The organism is Saccharothrix deserti, assembly GCF_009769385.1.
Taxonomy (GTDB): domain Bacteria; phylum Actinomycetota; class Actinomycetes; order Mycobacteriales; family Pseudonocardiaceae; genus Actinosynnema; species Actinosynnema deserti.
The window spans coordinates 227,971-246,288 of record NZ_VKAB01000017.1 but is presented as its reverse complement, the minus strand read 5'-3'; the positions used below and the strand labels follow the sequence as shown (position 1 = coordinate 246,288).

At 71.2% G+C, this 18,318-nt stretch carries 19 protein-coding genes; 6 read left to right on the top strand and 13 right to left on the bottom strand.

Going from position 1 to position 18,318, the window contains the following annotated elements; genetic code table 11:
* Window positions 1–4 precede the first annotated feature (4 nt).
* Entirely contained in the window at window positions 5–961 is a 957-nt protein-coding gene (locus FM051_RS27875; RefSeq protein WP_158848401.1) for an o-succinylbenzoate synthase, read from the top strand.
* Window positions 962–1,078: 117 nt separating this feature from the next.
* Here FM051_RS27875 and FM051_RS27870 read toward each other — a convergent pair whose 3' ends face one another.
* The 8 genes from FM051_RS27870 to FM051_RS27835 form a co-directional block, all read right to left on the bottom strand.
* Window positions 1,079–2,101 carry a CapA family protein gene (locus FM051_RS27870; protein WP_420803629.1) on the bottom strand — a complete coding sequence of 341 codons (1,023 nt, stop codon included), beginning with the start codon at window positions 2,099–2,101 and terminating at the stop codon, window positions 1,079–1,081.
* A 74-nt stretch (window positions 2,102–2,175) separates the two neighbouring features.
* Window positions 2,176–2,811, bottom strand: a complete 636-nt coding sequence (locus FM051_RS27865) for an SRPBCC family protein (RefSeq protein WP_158848399.1) — start codon at window positions 2,809–2,811, stop codon at window positions 2,176–2,178.
* Window positions 2,808–3,662 (bottom strand): FAD binding domain-containing protein, encoded by an 855-nt coding sequence (locus FM051_RS27860; protein ID WP_158848397.1) that lies wholly within the window; start codon window positions 3,660–3,662, stop codon window positions 2,808–2,810. Before FM051_RS27860 ends, FM051_RS27865 begins: the two co-directional genes overlap by 4 nt.
* Window positions 3,659–6,094, bottom strand: a complete 2,436-nt coding sequence (locus FM051_RS27855) for a xanthine dehydrogenase family protein molybdopterin-binding subunit (RefSeq protein WP_158848395.1) — start codon at window positions 6,092–6,094, stop codon at window positions 3,659–3,661. The genes FM051_RS27860 and FM051_RS27855 overlap by 4 nt, the downstream gene beginning before the upstream one ends.
* Window positions 6,091–6,633, bottom strand: coding sequence for a (2Fe-2S)-binding protein (locus tag FM051_RS27850; protein ID WP_158848393.1), 543 nt, complete (start codon window positions 6,631–6,633; stop codon window positions 6,091–6,093). Before FM051_RS27850 ends, FM051_RS27855 begins: the two co-directional genes overlap by 4 nt.
* Window positions 6,634–6,777: 144 nt before the next feature.
* On the bottom strand, window positions 6,778–7,884 hold the full coding sequence (locus FM051_RS27845; protein WP_158848391.1) for an XdhC family protein: 1,107 nt from the start codon (window positions 7,882–7,884) through the stop codon (window positions 6,778–6,780).
* The gene (locus tag FM051_RS27840) at window positions 7,877–8,965 is read right to left on the bottom strand and encodes a vWA domain-containing protein (RefSeq protein ID WP_158848389.1); all 1,089 of its coding nucleotides are present in this window, start codon (window positions 8,963–8,965) and stop codon (window positions 7,877–7,879) included. The genes FM051_RS27845 and FM051_RS27840 overlap by 8 nt, the downstream gene beginning before the upstream one ends.
* Window positions 8,962–9,840 carry an AAA family ATPase gene (locus FM051_RS27835; protein WP_158848387.1) on the bottom strand — a complete coding sequence of 293 codons (879 nt, stop codon included), beginning with the start codon at window positions 9,838–9,840 and terminating at the stop codon, window positions 8,962–8,964. Before FM051_RS27835 ends, FM051_RS27840 begins: the two co-directional genes overlap by 4 nt.
* A 173-nt stretch (window positions 9,841–10,013) precedes the next feature.
* On the opposite strand from FM051_RS27835, the gene FM051_RS27830 reads away from it, so the two are divergent.
* The gene (locus FM051_RS27830; protein WP_158848385.1) at window positions 10,014–10,235 is read left to right on the top strand and encodes a PspC domain-containing protein; all 222 of its coding nucleotides are present in this window, start codon (window positions 10,014–10,016) and stop codon (window positions 10,233–10,235) included.
* 21 nt (window positions 10,236–10,256) lie between these two features.
* Here the strand turns inward: FM051_RS27830 and FM051_RS27825 are convergent, their stop codons facing one another.
* The 5 genes from FM051_RS27825 to FM051_RS27805 all read right to left on the bottom strand — a co-directional run bounded on the left by FM051_RS27825 (window position 10,257) and on the right by FM051_RS27805 (window position 15,435).
* Window positions 10,257–11,606 carry a beta-N-acetylhexosaminidase gene (locus tag FM051_RS27825; RefSeq protein WP_158848383.1) on the bottom strand — a complete coding sequence of 450 codons (1,350 nt, stop codon included), beginning with the start codon at window positions 11,604–11,606 and terminating at the stop codon, window positions 10,257–10,259.
* Entirely contained in the window at window positions 11,603–12,460 is an 858-nt protein-coding gene (locus tag FM051_RS27820) for a carbohydrate ABC transporter permease (RefSeq protein WP_238412686.1), read from the bottom strand. The genes FM051_RS27825 and FM051_RS27820 overlap by 4 nt, the downstream gene beginning before the upstream one ends.
* Window positions 12,457–13,338 carry a carbohydrate ABC transporter permease gene (locus FM051_RS27815; RefSeq protein ID WP_420803628.1) on the bottom strand — a complete coding sequence of 294 codons (882 nt, stop codon included), beginning with the start codon at window positions 13,336–13,338 and terminating at the stop codon, window positions 12,457–12,459. The genes FM051_RS27820 and FM051_RS27815 overlap by 4 nt, the downstream gene beginning before the upstream one ends.
* Window positions 13,339–13,343: 5 nt before the next feature.
* Window positions 13,344–14,621, bottom strand: coding sequence for an extracellular solute-binding protein (locus tag FM051_RS27810; RefSeq protein WP_158848379.1), 1,278 nt, complete (start codon window positions 14,619–14,621; stop codon window positions 13,344–13,346).
* A gap of 160 nt (window positions 14,622–14,781) precedes the next feature.
* Window positions 14,782–15,435 carry a copper homeostasis protein CutC gene (locus FM051_RS27805; protein ID WP_158848377.1) on the bottom strand — a complete coding sequence of 218 codons (654 nt, stop codon included), beginning with the start codon at window positions 15,433–15,435 and terminating at the stop codon, window positions 14,782–14,784.
* Between the two features lie 1,113 nt (window positions 15,436–16,548).
* Between FM051_RS27805 and FM051_RS27800 the strand changes: the two genes are divergently transcribed.
* The 4 genes from FM051_RS27800 (at window position 16,549) to FM051_RS27785 (ending at window position 18,317) form a co-directional block, all read left to right on the top strand.
* Window positions 16,549–17,154 carry an RNA polymerase sigma factor gene (locus FM051_RS27800; protein WP_158848375.1) on the top strand — a complete coding sequence of 202 codons (606 nt, stop codon included), beginning with the start codon at window positions 16,549–16,551 and terminating at the stop codon, window positions 17,152–17,154.
* A gap of 59 nt (window positions 17,155–17,213) precedes the next feature.
* Complete coding sequence (locus FM051_RS27795; RefSeq protein WP_420803631.1) at window positions 17,214–17,636, top strand: carboxypeptidase regulatory-like domain-containing protein; 423 nt, start codon at window positions 17,214–17,216, stop codon at window positions 17,634–17,636.
* A 203-nt stretch (window positions 17,637–17,839) separates the two neighbouring features.
* Complete coding sequence (locus FM051_RS27790) at window positions 17,840–18,145, top strand: hypothetical protein (protein WP_158848371.1); 306 nt, start codon at window positions 17,840–17,842, stop codon at window positions 18,143–18,145.
* On the top strand, window positions 18,129–18,317 hold the full coding sequence (locus tag FM051_RS27785) for a hypothetical protein (protein WP_158848368.1): 189 nt from the start codon (window positions 18,129–18,131) through the stop codon (window positions 18,315–18,317). The genes FM051_RS27790 and FM051_RS27785 overlap by 17 nt, the downstream gene beginning before the upstream one ends.
* The last annotated feature ends 1 nt before the right edge of the window (window position 18,318 follow it).

Below are 18,318 nucleotides of genomic sequence, written 5' to 3'. Positions count from 1 at the left end.
TCCGGTGCTGGTCTACTCGATCCCGATGCGCAACCGGTTCCGCGGCATCACGGTGCGCGAAGGCGTGCTGCTGGAAGGGCCCGCCGGGTGGGGTGAGTTCTGCGCGTTCCTCGACTACTCGGACGAGGAGTGCGCGTCCTGGTTGGCGTGTGCGCTGGAGTCCGCGAACGACGGCTGGCCCGCGCCGGTCCGCTCGAAGATCCCGGTGAACTGCACGGTTCCCGTGGTGACGCCGGAGCGTGCGTACGAGATCGTCGCCAAGTCCGGCTGCTCCACGGCGAAGGTGAAGGTGGCCGATCCGGGTGCGCCGCTCGGTGAGGATCTGGAGCGCGTCACGGCGGTGCGGGACGCCCTCGGGCCTTCGGGCGCGATCCGGGTGGACGCGAACATGGCGTGGGACGTCGACACGGCCGTGAAGGCGATCCGCGAGCTGGAGCGTGCGGCGGGCGGGTTGGAGTACGTCGAGCAGCCGTGCCCGTCGATCGAGGAGTTGGCGGCGGTGCGGCGGCGGGTCGACGTGCGGATCGCGGCGGACGAGTCGATCCGGCGCGCCGAGGACCCGTTGAAGGTGGCGGTGGCCGGTGCGGCGGACGTGGCGGTGATCAAGGTCGCGCCGCTGGGCGGGGTGCGGCGGGCGTTGGCGGTGGCGGAGGCGTGCGGGCTGCCGTGCGTGGTGTCGTCGGCGGTGGAGACGTCGGTCGGGATGGCCGCCGGTCTGGCGTTGGCGGGCGCGTTGCCGGAACTGGACTTCGCGTGCGGGCTGGGGACGTTGTCGCTGCTCGACGGTGACGTGGCCACCGAATCCCTGCGCCCCGTGGACGGCTGGCTGCCCGTGCCGGAGCACGCCCCGACCCCCGACCGGTTCGCCTCCTTCGCCGCCGACGAGGACACGACTACCCGCTGGCTCGCCCGACTGGACCGGGTCCGGGGTGCGCTCGAACGTTCGGCTCCGGGCTCCTGAACGTAGAACTCAAGGGTCCTGAGTGTTCGACTCTCGGGTCCTGAGTGTTCGACTCTCGAGGGCTGGAGGTTCGACTCTCGGGGGCTGGAGGTTCGGCTCGCTCGGCGGAGGACTCGGTCAGGGGTGTGCGATGGTCGATCCGAGGCTGCGGACGACGCCGTCGGTGCGGTTCAGGGCTTCCGTGCGGCGTGGGGTGGCGGGGACTCGGGTCAGGTCGACCACGCGGATCGGCGGGCCGAACTCGACCAGGGTCGGCACGTACGACGCCTCCTGCACCGCCCACCCGGACGGTCCCTTCACGAACTTGAACCGGGTGACGATGCCCTCCTCGGTGATGCCGCGCGGCTCGGAGTGGCGGGCCACCTCGTTGCCCATGCCGTAGACGACCCACTTGCCGCCGATCTGCTCGATCGGCTGCACGGCGTGCACGTGCGTGCCGATGATCAGGTCCACCGCCGGGTCGGCGAGCACGGCCCGCGCCATCTCGCGCTGCTGCGGCGTCGCCTCGTGCTGGTACTCGTTGCCCCAGTGCAGGCTCGCGACGACGACTTCCGCGCCGGCCGCCTTCGCCGCACGTGCCGCCGCCAGCACACCTTCGGTCGACAGCTGGTTCGCCATCCACGGCTGCGGCAGCGGGATGCCGTTGAACCCGTACGTGAACGCGATGTGCCCGACCTTCACCCCGCGCACGTCCAGCAGCAGCGGTGTGGCGGACTCCTCCGGCGAGCGGAACGAGCCGGTGTGCTTCAGGCCGGCCGCGTCCATCATGTCCAGGGTCGTCTTGATCGCGGGTGAACCGCGGTCGAGGGTGTGGTTGGACGCGGTGGAGCAGCTGTCGTAGCCGATCTCCTTCAACGCGGACGCGACCTCGGGCGGCGCGCTGAACGCCGGGTAGCCGAACGTCGGCGCGCCGGGCGCGGACAGCGGTGTCTCCAGGTGGCAGATCGACACGTCGGCGTCGATCGCCTCGCGCAGGCCGTCCAGCAGCGGCACGAAGTTCCGCGCGCCGTCCTGGTCGGCCTGCTCGGTCAACGCCGGGTGGATCAGGATGTCACCGCCCGCGGCCAGCGTGAACGACGGCGGCTCCGGTTCCGCCGACGTGGTCGTGGCGGGCGTGGGCCGGGGCGAGGTGATCACCACCGGTGACCCCGTGCACGCCACGAGCAGGCTGAGGCAGGCGACCAGCCCGAGGACCGGCCGCCTGCCGCGCGCGTTCAGCGGTGCCGCCCGCGGAGCCTGCGGACCAGCAGCACCAGCACCAGCAGCCCGGCGGCGATCGGCAGCACCCGCTTGAGCACGGGCACACCGGCGGTGTCGAGCAGGTCGATCGGCTCGTCCGGCACGGCGTGCAGCCGGGGCCGGGTTTCCGGAGAAGTCACCTCCTCAGCTTCCGCCGGCGCGAGCCGCGTCGCCAGGCATTCGGCGAACTCGTTGATGATCCGGCCGCTGACCTCGCTGATCAGTCCCCGGCCGAGCTGGGCCGGACGGCCGGTGATGTTCATGTCCGTGACCACGTACACCTCGGTGCCCGCCGAACCGGACGGGTCCGCGGCGGACGTCAGCGCCACGGACACGGTCGCGGACGCGGTGCCGTTGCCCCTGGTGTCCTTGCCGGACGCCTTCATCACGGCCGCGTGCACCCGTTCGTCGACGGACGTGAACTCGCCGGTCCCCTTGTAGAGCAGCGTGACGGGGCCGAGTTTGACCTTGACCGTGCCGGTGAAGCTCTGCCCTTCGACGCCGGTGAGGGTGGCGCCGGGCATGCAGGGCGCCACCTTCTCCGGGTCGAGCAGCGCCGCCCACACGTCCGGCACGGGCGCGGGCACGGTGAACCGGTGTTCGAGCTTCATGTGCTCACCGCGGCGGTCACCGCCCGTTCGGTGAGCACGCGGGCCAGGTGCGCCCGGTACTCGGCGTCGGCGTTGCCGTCGCTCGGCGGGTCGGCGCCCTCGGCGGCACGGTTCGCCGCCGTGGTGATCGCCTCGGCCGTCGCCGGCTGCCCGACCAGCGCCTCCTCCACCCCGCGCGCCCGCACCGGGGTCGGGCCCATGTTGGTCAGGCCGACCCTGGCCTCGGCGATCCTGCCGTCGGACACCCGCAGCGCGGCGGCGACCGCCACGATCGACCAGGCCTGGGCGACCCGGTTGAACTTCTCGTAGTGCGCGCCCCAGCCGGTCAGCTTGGGCACCTTCACGTGGGTGAGCAGTTCGTCGGGCGCCAACGCGGTGGTGAAGTAGTCGACGAAGAACTCCGCCGCGGGAATCTCCCGCGTCCCGGAAGGCCCGACGCACACCATCACCGCGTCCAGCGCCAACGCGGGCGCGAGCAGGTCACCGGCCGGGTCGGCGTGGGCGAGCGAGCCGCCGAACGTGCCCCGGTGCCGGACCTGCGGGTCGGCGACGGTGTCCGTGGCCAGGCACAGCAGCCGGGCGTGCTCGCGCACCACCGGGTCGCGCTGCACCTCGTAGTGCGTGGTCATGGCGCCGATGCGGAGCGAGTCGCCGTCGTCGTGCACCCCGGACAGCTCGGTCAGCCCGGACACGTCGACCACCAGGGTCGGCGCGGCCAGCCGCATCCGCAGCACCGGGATGAGGCTCTGCCCGCCGGCCATCACCTTGGCGTCCTCACCGCCCGCGGCCAGGGCGCGCACCGCCTCGTCCACGGTGGTGGGCGCGACGTAGTCGAACGCGGCCGGGATCATTCCGCACCTCCCCGCTCGTCGATCGAACCGAGCCCGCCGCCCGCGCCCGGCGTGGTGGGCACGCCCGACGTGGTGCCGCGGTGGATCGCTTTCCACACCCGCATCGGGGTGCACGGCATCTCGATGTCGGAGACGCCCATGTGCCGCACGGCGTCCACGACCGCGTTGACCACGGCGGGGGTGGAGGCGATCGTGCCCGCCTCGCCGACGCCCTTCACGCCGAGCGGGTTGGTCGACGCCGGTGTCTCGGTGCGGTCGGTGGTGAAGTGCGGCAGGTCGACCGCGGACGGCACCAGGTAGTCGGCGAGGGTGGCGGTGGTGAGGGTGCCGCTCTCGTCGTGCACCGCCTCCTCGTACAGGGCCTGCGCGATGCCCTGCGCCAGGCCGCCGTGCACCTGGCCCTCCACGATCACCGGGTTGACCACCTTGCCGACGTCGTCCACGCACACGTAGGAGCGGATCTTCACCTGCCCGGTCTGCGTGTCGACCTCGGCGGCGCACAGGTGCGTGCCGTGCGGGAAGGACAGGTTCTCCGGGTCGAACGTGGCCTCGGCGTCCAGGCCGGGTTCCACGCCGTCGGGCAGGTTGTGCGCGGCGTTCGCGGCGGTCACGACCTCGCCGAGGGTCGTGGTGGTGGCCGTGCCGCGCACGGAGAACGCGCCGTTGGTGAACTCGACGTCGTCCTCGCCGACCTCCATCAGGTGCGCGGCGACCGTGCGGGCCTTGGCCAGCACCTTGTCCGCGGCCAGCACGACGGCCGTGCCGCCGACGGCCAGCGACCGGGAGCCGTAGCTGTCCAGGCCCCGGTGCGAGATCCGGGTGTCGCCGTGCAGCACCTCGACGTCCTCGAACGGCACGCCGAGCCGGTCGGCGACGATCTGGCTCCACGCCGTCTCGTGGCCCTGGCCGTGCGGTGAGGTGCCGGTGACCAGCTCGACCTTGCCGGTGGGCAGCATGCGGATCGCCGCGGTCTCCCAGCCGCCCGCCGCGTACCGCAGGGCGCCCAGCACGCGTGACGGGGCCCACCCGCACATCTCCGTGTACGTGGAGATGCCGATGCCGAGCTGGACCGGGTCGCCGTTCGCGCGCCGCTCGGCCTGCTCGGCGCGCAGCGCGTCGTACCCGAACAGCTCGGTCGCGCGGTCGGTGGCGGCCTCGTAGTGGCCGGAGTCGTAGGTGAGTCCCGCGACGGTGTCGAACGGGAACTCCTCGTGCCTGATCCAGTTGCGTCGGCGCAGGTCGAGCGGGTCGACGCCGAGTTCGGCGGCCAGCTCGTCCATCATCCGCTCGATGCCGAACGTGGCCTCGGGCCGTCCCGCGCCCCGGTACGCGTCGGTCGGCGTCTTGTTGGTGAACACGTTCGTGCAGGTGAAACGGTAGGCCGGGAACTTGTAGATGCCGTTGAACATGAACGCGCCGAGGATCGGCACGCCCGGCGCGATCAGCCGCAGGTAGGCGCCCATGTCGGCGAGCAGGTCGACCTTGAGGCCGGTGACCGTGCCGTCGCGGCGGGCCGCGAGGGTCAGCCGTTGGAGCTGGTCGCGGCCGTGGTGGCCGGACAGCATCGACTCGGTGCGCGTCTCGGTCCACTTCACCGGCTTGCCGATCCGGCGCGCGACCAGCATGGTCAGCACCTCTTCCGGCGTGACCTGGAGCTTGCCGCCGAACCCGCCGCCGACGTCCGGCGCGACGACGCGGATCCGCTGCTCGGGGATGCCGAGCACGGCGGACAGCATCCAGCGCAGGATGTGCGGCACCTGGGTGGACGACCACATGGTCACCGAATCGGGCGACGGGTCGACCACGACCGAGCGGGGCTCCATGAACGCCGGGATCAGCCGCTGCTGGCGGAACGTGCGCTCGACCAGCACCTCGGCGTCGGCGATCGCCTGGTCGACGTCGGACCCGGTGCCCGCCTCGGCGGAGTCGAGCACCCACGTCGCGCTCTTGTTCGTGCCCAGGTCGGGGTGCACGAGGTCGGCGCCGTCCTCGACCGCGCGTGCCATGTCGAGCACGACCGGCAGGTCCTCGTAGTCGACGTCGATCGCGGACAGCGCGTCGTGGGCCTCCGCCGCGCTCCGGGCGACGACGAGCGCGACCGCCTCGCCGGCGAAGTTCACCCGGTCGACGGCGAGCGACGGCGCGGGCGGGGCCAGCATGTCCTCGGTGATCGGCCACACGCACGGCAGGCTGCCCTGCTCGGCGGCCACGTCCTGGCCGGTGAGCACCATGAGCACACCGGGCATCCGCACGGCCCCGGTGACGTCGATCGAGGTGATCCGGCCGTGTGCCACGGGGCTGCGCAGCAGCGCCATGTGCAGCATGCCGGTGAGCTGCATGTTGTCGGTCCACCGGGTCGCGCCGGTGATCAGCCGGGCGTCCTCCTTGCGCCTGCGGGCCTTGCCGATCTCGGGTTCCGCGGTGGCGGTCATTCCCCACCGCCCGTGCGCATCGGGGTGCGGTCGACCAGCGCGGCCTCGTCGACCCGTTCGGCGTCGGGGCCGGCGCCGGGACTCATCCGCCGCGCGGCGTCCCGGACCGCGTTGACGATGTTCTGGTAGCCGGTGCAGCGGCAGAGGTTGCCCTCCAGGCCGTGCCGCACCTGGTCCTCGTCGGGGTCGGGGTTGTCCGCGAGCAGGTCGATGGCCTGCATGATCATGCCGGGGGTGCAGAACCCGCACTGGAGCGCGTGGTTCTGGTGGAACGCCTCCTGCACGGGGTGCAGCCGCCCGTCCCGGGCCAGCCCCTCGACGGTGGTGACCTCGCGGCCGTTCGCCTGCACCGCGAGCACCGCGCACGATTTCACGCTGTGGCCGTCGAGGTGCACCGTGCACGCGCCGCAGTTGCTGGTGTCGCACCCCACGACCGTGCCGGTCTTGCCGAGTCGTTCGCGAAGGTAGTGGACCAGCAGCGTGCGCGGTTCGACTTCGTCGCTGTAGTCCACACCGTCGACGCTGACGGTGATCCTCATTGGCACTCCAGACGTGGTGGCGGTGATGGGGGTCACATGCGAGCCTGCTCCTGGTCGCCCGGCCGGACAACCGTTGTTCGGATGGTCCAATTGTCGAACGGCTGTTCGATCAACGGCAAGATCACTTTCGAGTGAAGCGGATCTTCACTTGTGGATCGAGCCATCGGTCCTGGTCAGGCGCTCACCTCCCCCGCCCCACCGCAGCGCGATGATCTCGGCCGCGATCGACACCGCCGTCTCCTCGGGCGTGCGGGCGCCGAGGTCCAAGCCGATCGGGGACGCCAACCTGGTCAACTCGCTCTCGGTCATGCCCGCCTCGCGGAGCCGTCGCAGCCGGTCGTCGTGCGTGCGGCGGGAGCCCATCGCGCCGACGTAGCCGAGCTTCAGCCTCAGGGCGATTTCCAGCAGCGGCACGTCGAACTTCGGGTCGTGGGTGAGCACGGCGACCACCGTCCGCTCGTCCACCTTCCCGGCGTCGGCCTGCGCGGCGAGGTAGCGGTGCGGCCAGTCCACGATCACCTCGTCCGCCTCCGGGAACCGGCTCTTGGTGGCGAACACCGGGCGCGCGTCGCACACCGTGACGCGGTAGCCGAGGAACGCGCCGAGCTTGGCCATGGCGGCGGCGAAGTCGATCGCGCCGAACACCAGCAGTCGCGGCGGCGGTTCGAACGAGTTCACGAACACCGCCATGCCCTCGCCGCGCCGCTGCCCGTCCGGCCCGTAGTGCAGCGTGCCGCTGCGACCGGTGGCGAGCAGGCCGCGCGCGTCGTCGGCGATCGCGTCCCGCGCCCTGGCCGACGGGATGTCCCCGGTGGCGCGGTCGGGCCAGACGACCAGGCGGCGGCCGACCCACTCGGGGTGTTCCACGATCGTGGCGACGGCCACCGGTTGTTCGGCTTCCACCGTCTCCAGGACTTCGGGCAGTTCGGGGAAGGTGTCGCGGTTGATCGGCTCCACGTACACGTCGATGATCCCGCCGCAGGTCAGGCCGACGGCGAACGCGTCGTCGTCGCTCACCCCGTACCGCTGGAGGACCGGCCGGTCGGTGCGCACGACCTCCTGGGCCAACTCGTAGACCGCGCCCTCGACGCAGCCGCCGGAGACGCTGCCGACGACGGCGTCGTCCGCGCCGACGAGCATCGACGCGCCGGGTGGGCGGGGCGCGGAGCTGAACGTGGCGACCACCGTGCCGACGCCGACCGTCTCTCCACGGTCGACGCGACGGGCCAGTTCGGCCAGGACATCACGCAAGTCGGACCTCCTCAAGCAGGGCGTGCAGGGTGTCGAGGCTGTGACCGGCCAGCAGCCGGTCCAGGTGCGGGAGGGCGGCGACGATGCCGGACTGCACCGGCCGGTACCCGTCGTGGCCCGCGTGCGGGTTGACCCAGACGACCTTGTGCGCCAGACGCCGCAGCCGGTGCACCTGCTCGGCGAGCAGGGCCGTGTCGCCGCGTTCCCAGCCGTCGGAGCAGATGACCACGACGGCGCGGCGGGCGGCGCCGCGTTGTCCCCAGCGGTCCAGGAAGACCTTGATCGTCTCGCCGAGCCGGGTGCCGCCCTCGTAGTCGGGCACGGCGCGTGCGGCGGCGGCCACGGCCTGCTCGGGGTCGCGGTGGCGGAGTTGGCGGGTGACGCGGGTCAGGCGGGTGCCGAGCGTGCAGACCTCGACGGGCATGTGGCGTGCGACGACGTGCGCGAACCGGAGGAGCGCGTCGGCGTAGGGCTTCATCGAGCCGGACACGTCGATCAGCAGCACGACCTTGCGCGGACGGGTGGTCCGGCGGCGGTGTCGGGGACGGGTCGGTTCGCCGGTGGCCAGCATGCTCTTGAGGGTCCGGCGCGGGTCGATCTCACCCCTTCGGGCGGGTGTGCGGCGCAGGGCTCGACGGGTCGGCGGGACGGGCTCGAGAACGGCCAGCAGCTCCCGCAGGTGCCGTTTCTCGGCGGGGCTCAGCGTCGCGATGTCCTTGCGGCGCAACACTTCCACGTCGCTCGCGGCGACCTTGAGCGTGGGCGCCCGCCCGTTGCGCTTCGCCGCACCGTTGCCGAGCGCGGCCAGGTGGCTGGTCTGCGTGGGCCGCGCACCCGGCCTGGTTCGCGGGGGCGTCCCGCCGAACCAGGCCGCGAACGCCGCGTCGTACCGGGGCAGGTCGTCCGGTTCGGAGCACAGCGTCAACCGGCCCGCCCAGTAGACGTGATCGCGTTGCGCGAGGTCGAGGTGGTCGACGGCGGCGACGAACGCCTGCACCCGTTCGGGCCCGCACGCGACGCCGCCGTGCCGGAGCGCGCGGGCGAACCCCACGAGCCCGGTCGACGCGCCGGCTCCGGTCATCCCACGATTGTGCTCCCGGTCATGCCGGTCAGCACACCGGCTGAAAGGGCGCGCCGGCCGTCCTCCCGGTACTTGAGGACGGCACCGAGCGTGGTGGCCGCCGTTTCCGCGTCCAGTTCGGTGCGGCCCAGGGCGAGCAGGGCTTCCGCCCAGTCGAGCGACTCGGCGACGCCCGGCGGCTTGAGCAGGTCCAGCTCGCGCAGGCGGCGCACGGCCGTCGCGACCTGGTGCGCGAGGCGTTCGGTGACGCCCGGCAGGCGGCGGCGCAGGATGGCGACCTCGCGCGCCAGGTCGGGGTGCTCCAGCCAGTGGTAGAGGCAGCGGCGCTTGAGCGCGTCGTGCACCTCGCGGGTGCGGTTGGAGGTGAGCACGACCAGCGGCGGGGTCTTCGCGGTGACGCGGCCGAGTTCGGGGATCGTCACCGAGTTCTCGCTCAGCACCTCCAGCAGGAACGCCTCGAACTCGTCGTCCGCCCGGTCCACCTCGTCGACCAGCAGCACGCACGGCGCGTCCTCGAGGGCTTGCAGGAGCGGCCGGGCGAGGAGGAAACGGCGGGTGTAGAGGGAGGCCTCGGCTTCGTCGGCGTCCACCGGTCCGGCCGCTTCGAGGGCTCTGAGGTGCAGGAGTTGCCGGGGGAAGTCCCAGTCGTAGAGGGCCTGGGTGGCGTCGATGCCCTCGTGGCACTGGAGCCGGATCAACGGCAGGTCCAGGGCCTGGCTCAACGCCACCGCGAGGGACGTCTTGCCGGTGCCCGGCTCGCCCTCGCAGAACAGCGGGCGGTGCATCCGCAGCGCCAGGTAGGCCGCCGTCGCGATGCCCGCGTCGGGCAGGTAGCCGACGCGGTCCAGCTCCCCGGCGAGCTCCTCAGGCGTCATGGTCCCGAGAGTAAGCGTCGGTGGCGGCCTGGGGCTGTGCCGGAGGTCCACCGCCGCGCCGAAGCCGGCGACCTCAGGGGCAAAGTCCTGGTGAAACCCTGAGGAGAGGGCTCCGGGGGAAGTCAGGGTGCGTCCCCGATGTCCCGAACGGCCTGGCAGAGCACTCTTGGGATATGACGAACGACGTGCTCAACCAGGCCACCGACAAGGTCAAGAAGCTCCGCCGCAGCCGGAACGACAAGATGGTCGCGGGCGTGTGCGGCGGCGTCGCCAAGCTCCTCGGCGTGGACGCGGCGCTGCTGCGCATCCTGCTGGTCGCCGCCACCCTCTTCGGGTTCGGCGCCGGCGCCGTCCTCTACCTCGCGGCGTGGATCCTCATGCCCGAAGAGGACTGAAACCACTGTGGAACCACTGGTCTAACGGGGAAAGCCGGGCACTCCCGGAAGCGCCTGCCACGGCCGGGGGCCGTCGAGGGGGCGGTACTCGACGCCGAGCGCGTCGAGCCGCGGCAGGTGGTGCCCGGCCAGCCGGGTCAGGAACTCCGCCTCGTCACGTCCGGCGGGGCTCCACACGACCTCGGCGAACGCGCTCAACCGGGGGAAGGCGGCGTAGTCGAGCCGCCTCGGCGAGTCGAGGTGTTCGGTCCACAGGTTCGCCTGCGCGCCGAGCACCCGGTCCGCCGCCGCGGGCTCGTACCGGTACACGTCCTCCAGCGTGGTGACCGTGCCGACGGGGATGGGCTCGTCGGGGTGGTCGGACTGGCGGTAGTCCAGGTAGACGTGCTCCTCCGGGCACATCACCACGTCGTGGCCGCGTTCCAGCGCGGTCAACCCGGCCTCCTCGCCCCGCCACGAGGCGACAATGGTCCGGGCGGGCAGCGGTCCGACGTCCAACACCTCGTCCCACCCGAACGGCCGCCGTCCGCGTTGGCGCAGGTACTGCGCGATCCGGCGCACGAACCGGCCGTCGCCGGCCTCGGCCTCGTCACCGCCCAACCCGACGACCTCGCCGGGGAAGACGTCCAGCACCTCGTCGAACACCCGGCGGTAGAAGTCCACAGTGGACTCGTCGGCCTTCAGCACGTTGGGGTTGATGCCCCAGTCCGTCCACACGCCTCCGCCGGACGCGCCGAGTTCCGGGTACGCCGCGATGGCCGCCTGGCTGTGCCCCGGCACGTCGATCTCGGGCACCACCGTGATGTGCCGCTGTGCCGCGTACGCGACGACTTCACGCAGGTCGTCCTGGGTGTAGTAGCCGCCGTGCGGACGTCCGGCCATGCCGCCGGACCGCCGGTCGCCGAACCGCGAGTCGGGCCGCCAGCCGCCGATCTCGTGCAGCCGCGGGAACCGGCGCGACTCGAACCGCCAGCCCTGGTCGTCGGTGAGGTGCAGGTGCAGCACGTTCAGCTTGTGCACGGCGAGCAGGTCGACGTACCGCAGCAGGTCGTGCTTGGGCAGGAAGTGCCGCGCCACGTCGAGCATCACACCGCGCCACGCGAACCGCGGGTGGTCCTCCACCTCGCACACCGGCAACGTCACCGTCGCGGGCGCGACGGCGCGGAACGCCGCCGGCCCGCTCAGCTGCCGCACCGTCTGCCGCGCGTAGAACTCCCCGGCGTCGTCGGACGCCCGGACCAGCACGCCGTCGGGCGTCACCGACAACCGGTAGCCCTCCGCCGGCCCGTCCACCCGCTCGACCAGCACCGAACCGTCGAACTCGAGCTCGCCGCCACCGGGCGTGAACGACACCGGACGGGGCAGGATCACGACTTCACCGCCCCGGCCAGCCCCGCGACCAGGCGCCGCTGCACCAGGATGAAGAACACCAGCACCGGAATGGTCATCAACGTCGAACCGGCCATGATCGCACCCCAGTCGTTCTGATCGGGTTTCACGAACACCTGCAACGCCAACGGCAGCGTCTGGTTCTCCGCCGCCGAGATGATGAACGTTTTCGCGAACAGGAAGTCGTTCCACGCGTGGATGAACGACAACACGCTCGTCGCCACCAGACCCGGCGCCACCAGCGGGAACAGCACCTGCCACAGGAACCGGAACCGGGACGCGCCGTCCAGCGTCGCCGCCTCCTCCAACTCCACCGGCACGGCCGCGACGAACCCGCGCAGCATCCAGATCGCGAACGGCAGGCTGAACGCCAGGTGCACCAGCACCAGCGAACCCAGGTGGTTCAGCCCGAACACCGGCGCCACGTCCCGCACCGACTGCATGACGAAGAACAGCGGGATGGTCAACGCCTCGACCGGCACCATCTGCACCACCAGCAGCATGATCAGCAACGTGGTGCGGCTGCGGAACTCGAACCGGGTCAGCGCGGTGGCCGCCAGGAACGAGATCAGCAGGCTCAGCAGCACCACCGCGACCGCCACCACGATGCTGTTGAGCAGGTAGCGCCCGAAGCTCTGCACGGTCAGCGCCCGCACGAAGCTGTCGAGCGTCGGCGCGAGCGTCCACGGACGCGGGTCGGCCGAGATCACCTCCGCCGCCGGCTTCAACGCCGTCAGCACCATCCAGTACAGCGGGAACGCCACGACGGCCGCGATGACGACCGTGACGCCTTCCGCGATACCCCGTGACACCCGCCGGTTCACAGTGCCGTTCACAGGGCCTCCCCGCTCCGCCGCAACGCCCGCAGGTATGCGGCGGTGACGACCAGCAACAGCACCGTCGTCACGACACCGATGCTCGCGCCCAGCCCGTACTCGGAGGCGGCGAACGCCTGCTGGTACGCGTAGACGTTGAGCACCAGGTTCCGCCCGGCGATGCCGCCGCCGCTGGTCATGATGTAGATCTGGGTGAACACCTTGAAGTCCCAGATGATCGACTGGATGGTCACCACGATCAGCAGCGGTCGCAGCAGGGGCAGCATCACGCTGGTGGCGGTCTTCGCGGTGCTCGCGCCGTCCAGCGCGGCGGCCTCCAGCACCTCGCCGGGGATCGCCTTGATGCCCGCGTACAGCGTCACCATGACGAACGGGAACGAGCACCAGATCACCTGCGCCGCGACCAGCCCGAACGCCACCCACTTGTCGTAGGTCCAGGAGAACCCGGTGGTGCCCAGGACCTCGTTGACGAACCCGAAGTTGGCGTCGAACAGGAACAGCCAGATCGTCGACCCGGCCACCGCCGGCGTCGCCCAGGCGCCGAGGGCGGCCAGGAACAACGTCATCCGGGCCCACGTGCGCACCCTGCTGGCCAGGACCGCCAGAGCGGTCCCGACCAGCAGGGTCCCCACCACGCACACCGCCGCGAACGCGACCGTCTGCCCGAGCACGGCCCAGAACCTGGCGTCCGCCAGCAGGGTCGTGTAGTTCCCGAGCCCCAGGAAGGTCAGCGGCGCGCCACCGCTGACCTGCTCCTGGCCGTAGTCGAACAGGGAGATCAGCACGAGCTGGTAGATCGGGTAGCCCATCAGCCCGACCAGCACGAGCAGCGCGGGAGCGAGGTAGGCGAACGCGATCCGCCCGTCGCCCCTCCTCATCGACATCACGAGGCGAAGGCGGCGTTCATCTCGTCGGCGGCGGCCTTGGCGGCCGTGTCGACGTCTTCCCCGGCGGCGGCGATCTTCTGCAGCAGGTTCGGCAGCACGGCCTGGGCGTCGACCTTGGCCCAGTTCGGGGTGACCGGTACGAACCTCGTGCCCGCGTTCAGGGTCTTGATGAACGGCTCCAGCACCGGGTTGGCCTTCGCGACCTCGTCCTGCACGTCGCCGAACGTCGGCATGTTGCCCATCGCGTCGAACATCTTGCGCTGGTACACCTTGCCGCCGAGGAGCTGGACGAACTGGTTGGCCAGCGTCTTGCGCTCGCTGCCCTTCATCACGCCGAGCAGGTTGCCGCCCGCGAACGCCGGCGCGATCTCACCGGCCTTCTTGCCCGGCAGCGGCACGACCGCGTACTTGCCCGCGGCGGTGGAGGCGTCGACCGACTTGCGGTTGAAGTCGCCGCCGACGACCATCGCCGCCTTGCCCGCGCGGAACGCCTCGACGCTCGCGTCACCGCCGTTGGCCGCGCACTGGGCCGGCGGGCAGATGTCGTCCGCGATCAGCTCGGTGTACTGCCTCAGACCGGCCTTCGACTCGGCGCTGTCGATCGCGGAGACGTACTTGTCGCCGTCCTTCTTGGCGATGTCGCCGCCGTTGGCCCACACGAACGGCATCGCGCCGTAGGTGTACTTGCCGCCCGCCGAGATGCCGAGCAGGTCCGGCTTGGCGGCGCGGATCTTCCGGGCGAGCGGGGCGATCTCGTCGAGCGTGGCCGGTGGTTGGAGGTTCAGCTCCTGGAAGATGTCGGTGCGGTAGTAGAGCGCGCGCACGCCGACGTACCAGGGGACGCCGTAGACCTTGCCGTCCACCTTGCCCGTGTCGACGACCGCGGGGAGCAGGTCCTTCGAGTCGGCCCACTGGCCGAGGTCGAGCTCGGCGAACCCGCCGCCCGCGACGTAGCCGGCCAGGTCGGTGTTGCCGAACTCGGCGACGTCCGGTGCGCTCTTGGGGTCGCTGAACGCGGCCTTGAACCGTTCGGCGCGGGTCTGGACCTGGATGTACTGGACGTCGACGGTGACGCCTTGGTGGGCCTGCTGGAATTCGGTGATCGCCTCCTTGACGACCGCTTCCTTCGGGCCTCTGTTGACCTCGTCGAACAGCCACACCCGGAGCTGCCCGGTCTGCTCGTCACCGGCGGTGGGTGCCGTGCCGCCGGACTGGACCGGGGCACACCCGGCCAGCACGGCGGCGCCCACGACTGCTGCCACTACGAACCGCATCCTCGCCCACCCTTCAGGGTTGTTGCGCTTCAGGGGTTGTTGCGCTTCAGGGTTGTTGCGCTGTTGCACCCAAGGACGTCGCTTGTTACTTATTGCGTAATCTGCAACGTCCATTTCGCAGGAAGCAACGCGGATGCTAATCCCCGGACCGGCAATCGGTCTAGACCAGATTTGCCCAGGTCCGGACGGCGTCGGCGGAGAGCGGAGCACCCCACCCGCCGGGTCGCACGGCACTGCCGACGTGGAACCCGGTGACCCCGACGGCCTTCAACGGCGCGACGTGATCCACCTTGAGCCCACCCCCGACCAACAACCGCACGGTGTCCTGCCGAGCGGCCAACCGCTCCAACACCGGGAACCCGTCCCCGACCCCACTCGGACTACCGGCCGCGAGCACCGTGTCGCACCCCAGGTTTCCCACCACGGTCCACGCCGCCTCGGGATCGGCGGAGTTGTCGAGCGCCCGGTGGAACGTCCACGCACACCCCTCCAGTTCCGCGATCAACGCCGCACAAGCCGCCTCGTCCACCCACCCCTTGGCGTCCAGGAACCCGAACACGAACTCGGACGCCCCCGCCTCCCGCAACACCCCGGCATCCCGCCGCAGCCGGCCCAGGTCGCCGGGCGCGAACCCGGGCGCGTCCCGCAACATGACCCGCACCGGCAGGTCGGTCGCGGACAACACGTCCCGCAGCACGGAAACCGGCGGCGTCAACCCGTCCGCGGCCATGTCGACAGTGAGTTCCAACCGATCCGCCCCACCGGCCTGCACGGCCTCGGCGTCAACGGCATCCAGAGCAATGACCTCAAGCATGGTCTAGACCATACCCACCCACCCCGGCCAGCGGGACCAGCAGTTTCCCCCCATCCACCCCACCCCACCCATCCCATCCCAGCCCAGCAGCGCACCCGCCGCCTCCACACTCCCCACAACCCAATCCCTGCGACTGGCGCGGGGTCCGTGCGGCTGGCGCGAGCAGTGCGCCGATGCGACCGACGGTGGGTGCCGGGCGCGGCGGTGGGTGCCGGGCACGAGTGCCGGGCGCGGGCGGCGGAGCGGGCGGGCGGCGGCGGGTGCGGGCAGGGGCTGGCGCGACTGACCGGCGGCCCCGCGCAGGCGGCGGCTGGTGCGAGGGCTGCGGCACGTGGCGGTGGGCTACTGCTTGCGAGAGCTTGCGAGAGGTCCGTGGGTTCGTGATGCGGTCCGTGGTCTCGTGAGACTGCTCCGCCGTGCGCCGCGCCTCCTTCTTTCCCGGCAACGAAATCGGCGGGCGAAAAGTTGCCGATCGACGCTCGGTTAGCACGTCCGGGTGATCTTGAGCGCCCGCCGGCCGAGCCGCCGTTCGGCCCGCCCCCTATCCGGCGCCCAAGCTACTCAGGACCACCGACAAGTACGCCCACCCGCACCAGCCGTGCCCCCGACCAGCGACGACAAGTTTCCCACTCCACTGTGAACTGTTAAATCGCCACCATGTATCCAGCGTAGAACTACTCACTCCTTATCTGATGACCGGTCCGCAACCCCGACTGAGGAGGCCCGCATGAGAGCCACTCCGCCTGGCGCGGACCAGCTCGACCCCGCGAGGCTCGACACCGACGAGCTGGAGAAGCAGCTCGCGGAGCCGAGCGGGGAGATCGGGCGACGGATGTCCCGGAGTTTCCGGACACGCCGCCGGTCACGCCGGAGGGCCACCACCAGGCGCACAGCGTGCCGGTGGACGCCAACAGCGGGCCCGTGACCGACAACTGAGACTTCTGGGGGGAAGGGGTGACGGTCGGTCGGCTTCGAGGGGTGCCGATCGGACGTCGCCCGTAGGGGGGAGGCGGTCCGCGGTGCGAGGGGGGCATCGCGGACCGCCGCCGCACCGGTGACGGTGGTGTGTGACGATCAGCTTCGGCTGGGGGACGCCGAGAAGGAGGTGACGACGTGGGAGAACTGCGCACGGCCGGTGAGCGCCCACCGTGGGAAGGTCTGGACGGCACGGACCGGCACGCGGCTTGCGTCGTTGCCGCGCGCGACGGCGACCGCCGAGCCCTGGACGTGCTGGTCGCCGACCTGACGCCGCTGGTGTGGCACGTCGCGCGCGGACACGGGTTGGACCGCAGCACCGCGGAGGACGTGGTGCAGACGGTCTGGCTCGCGCTGCTGCGTCACCTCGACCGGCTGGTCGAGCCGCGCGCGTTGGCCGGGTGGCTCGTCGTCGCGACGCGCCGCGAGGCCCAACGGACCTGGACGCCCGCTCGGAGGGAAGCCGCGCTGAGCGACGAGCTGGCGGAACAACTGGAAAGCGAATACGGGCTGCCGGAGGACGCCGCCCTGGTCGACGACCGGGATCACCGGTTGTGGCGGGCGTTCGGTCGCCTGTCGCAGAAGTGTCAGGAGCTTCTGCGGCTCACCGTGCTGGCCGGGCGGGCGGAGTACCGCGCGGTCGCCGAAGCACTGTCCATGCCACGCGGCAGCATCGGCCCGACCAGGGGCCGGTGTCTGACCATGTTGCGCGCACATCTCGACGCGGAAGGAGGATCGCGGTGAACGACATCGACCCGCGCGATGACCGCAGAGGCCAAGAGGACACCGCTGTCCTCACTGAACTGAACCGCCTGGTGTACGAGTTGGACGCGCCCCCTGCGGGGCTCGTCGAACGAATCCAGTTCGCGGTGGCATTGGAGAACCTGGACGTCGAGGTGGCCCGCTGGGAACGCGCGGGCTCGTTCGCGGGCGTGCGTGGCGGGAGTCCCGGCACGATCACGTTCACGGTGGACAACCTGACGTTGATGGTGAACTTCACCTCGACCGGCGCACGGCACCGCATCGACGGTTGGCTGGTGCCGGCGGGTGAGCACACCGTCGAGGTCCGGGTGGCCGAGCACAAGTCGAGCACCACGAAGGCCGACGACGGTGGTCGGTTCGTGTTGTCCGACGTGCCCGCGGGGACCACGCAGATCGTGGTGCACCTGGTGAACTCCCGGGGTGAGCCGGGGCGGACGGTCGTGACGCCGACGATCATGTTGTAGGGGTGGTGTCACGGCGGGTCGACCGACGGCGGGCTCACGGGGAGTAACCCGTTCGGCTCAGCTATGACCACCACAAGACGGCTTCTCGAACACGTTCTGTGTGCCGACATAAGGCGTGTCCGTGCCTCGTGCTGCCCTGCCGATTTCACCGGCCGTCTACGGGCGTCGAAGCGACCACGGTCCGTACCCGGATCCTGATCACCTTGTCGTACGGTGAGGCGGAGACGGAGTCGGTCGAGGGCGGTCTGGCGTGCCTGTGGACGGCCGGTGAGCCGGTCTCGTCGTTGCCCGGGGGTCCGGACGCGGTGGGGTTGCGGGCGATCGTGCAGGACCAGCGGGCCTTGATCCTGCACCGGGCGGGGCGGACCGCCGAGGCGCTCGCGCTGTACGACGAGTCGGTGCGGCAGTTGTCGGTGCGGCAACTGGAGGACGGGCGGGCGTCGGGGGGCGGTCGGCGCGGCGACGTTGTCGACGGCGTTGATGAACCGCGGGTTGACCAACACCGGTGACGTGCCCCGGTCGTTGGGTTATCACGAGCGGGCCGAGCGGGTGTTCCGGTTGTTGGCGCCGATGGAGACGTTCCACAAGCTCCTGGCGGACGGCAAGTCGGCGTCCCACGCGCCGGCCGAAGCGACCGCCGTCGACCCACTACGTCGCCCGTTCGTGTGCTTCGGCGCTTAAC

Bases quoted from the DNA above. Each gene is read 5' to 3' on its own strand.
- FM051_RS27805 (WP_158848377.1), bottom strand. From the start codon at position 15,435: ATGCTTGAGGTCATTGCTCTGGATGCCGTTGACGCCGAGGCCGTGCAG.
- FM051_RS27865 (WP_158848399.1), bottom strand. From the start codon at position 2,811: ATGAAGCTCGAACACCGGTTCACCGTGCCCGCGCCCGTGCCGGACGTG.
- FM051_RS27810 (WP_158848379.1), bottom strand. From the start codon at position 14,621: ATGCGGTTCGTAGTGGCAGCAGTCGTGGGCGCCGCCGTGCTGGCCGGG.
- FM051_RS27830 (WP_158848385.1), top strand. From the start codon at position 10,014: ATGACGAACGACGTGCTCAACCAGGCCACCGACAAGGTCAAGAAGCTC.
- FM051_RS27855 (WP_158848395.1), bottom strand. From the start codon at position 6,094: ATGACCGCCACCGCGGAACCCGAGATCGGCAAGGCCCGCAGGCGCAAG.
- FM051_RS27835 (WP_158848387.1), bottom strand. From the start codon at position 9,840: ATGACGCCTGAGGAGCTCGCCGGGGAGCTGGACCGCGTCGGCTACCTG.
- FM051_RS27840 (WP_158848389.1), bottom strand. From the start codon at position 8,965: ATGACCGGAGCCGGCGCGTCGACCGGGCTCGTGGGGTTCGCCCGCGCG.
- FM051_RS27850 (WP_158848393.1), bottom strand. From the start codon at position 6,633: ATGAGGATCACCGTCAGCGTCGACGGTGTGGACTACAGCGACGAAGTC.
- FM051_RS27815 (WP_420803628.1), bottom strand. From the start codon at position 13,338: ATGAGGAGGGGCGACGGGCGGATCGCGTTCGCCTACCTCGCTCCCGCG.
- FM051_RS27860 (WP_158848397.1), bottom strand. From the start codon at position 3,662: ATGATCCCGGCCGCGTTCGACTACGTCGCGCCCACCACCGTGGACGAG.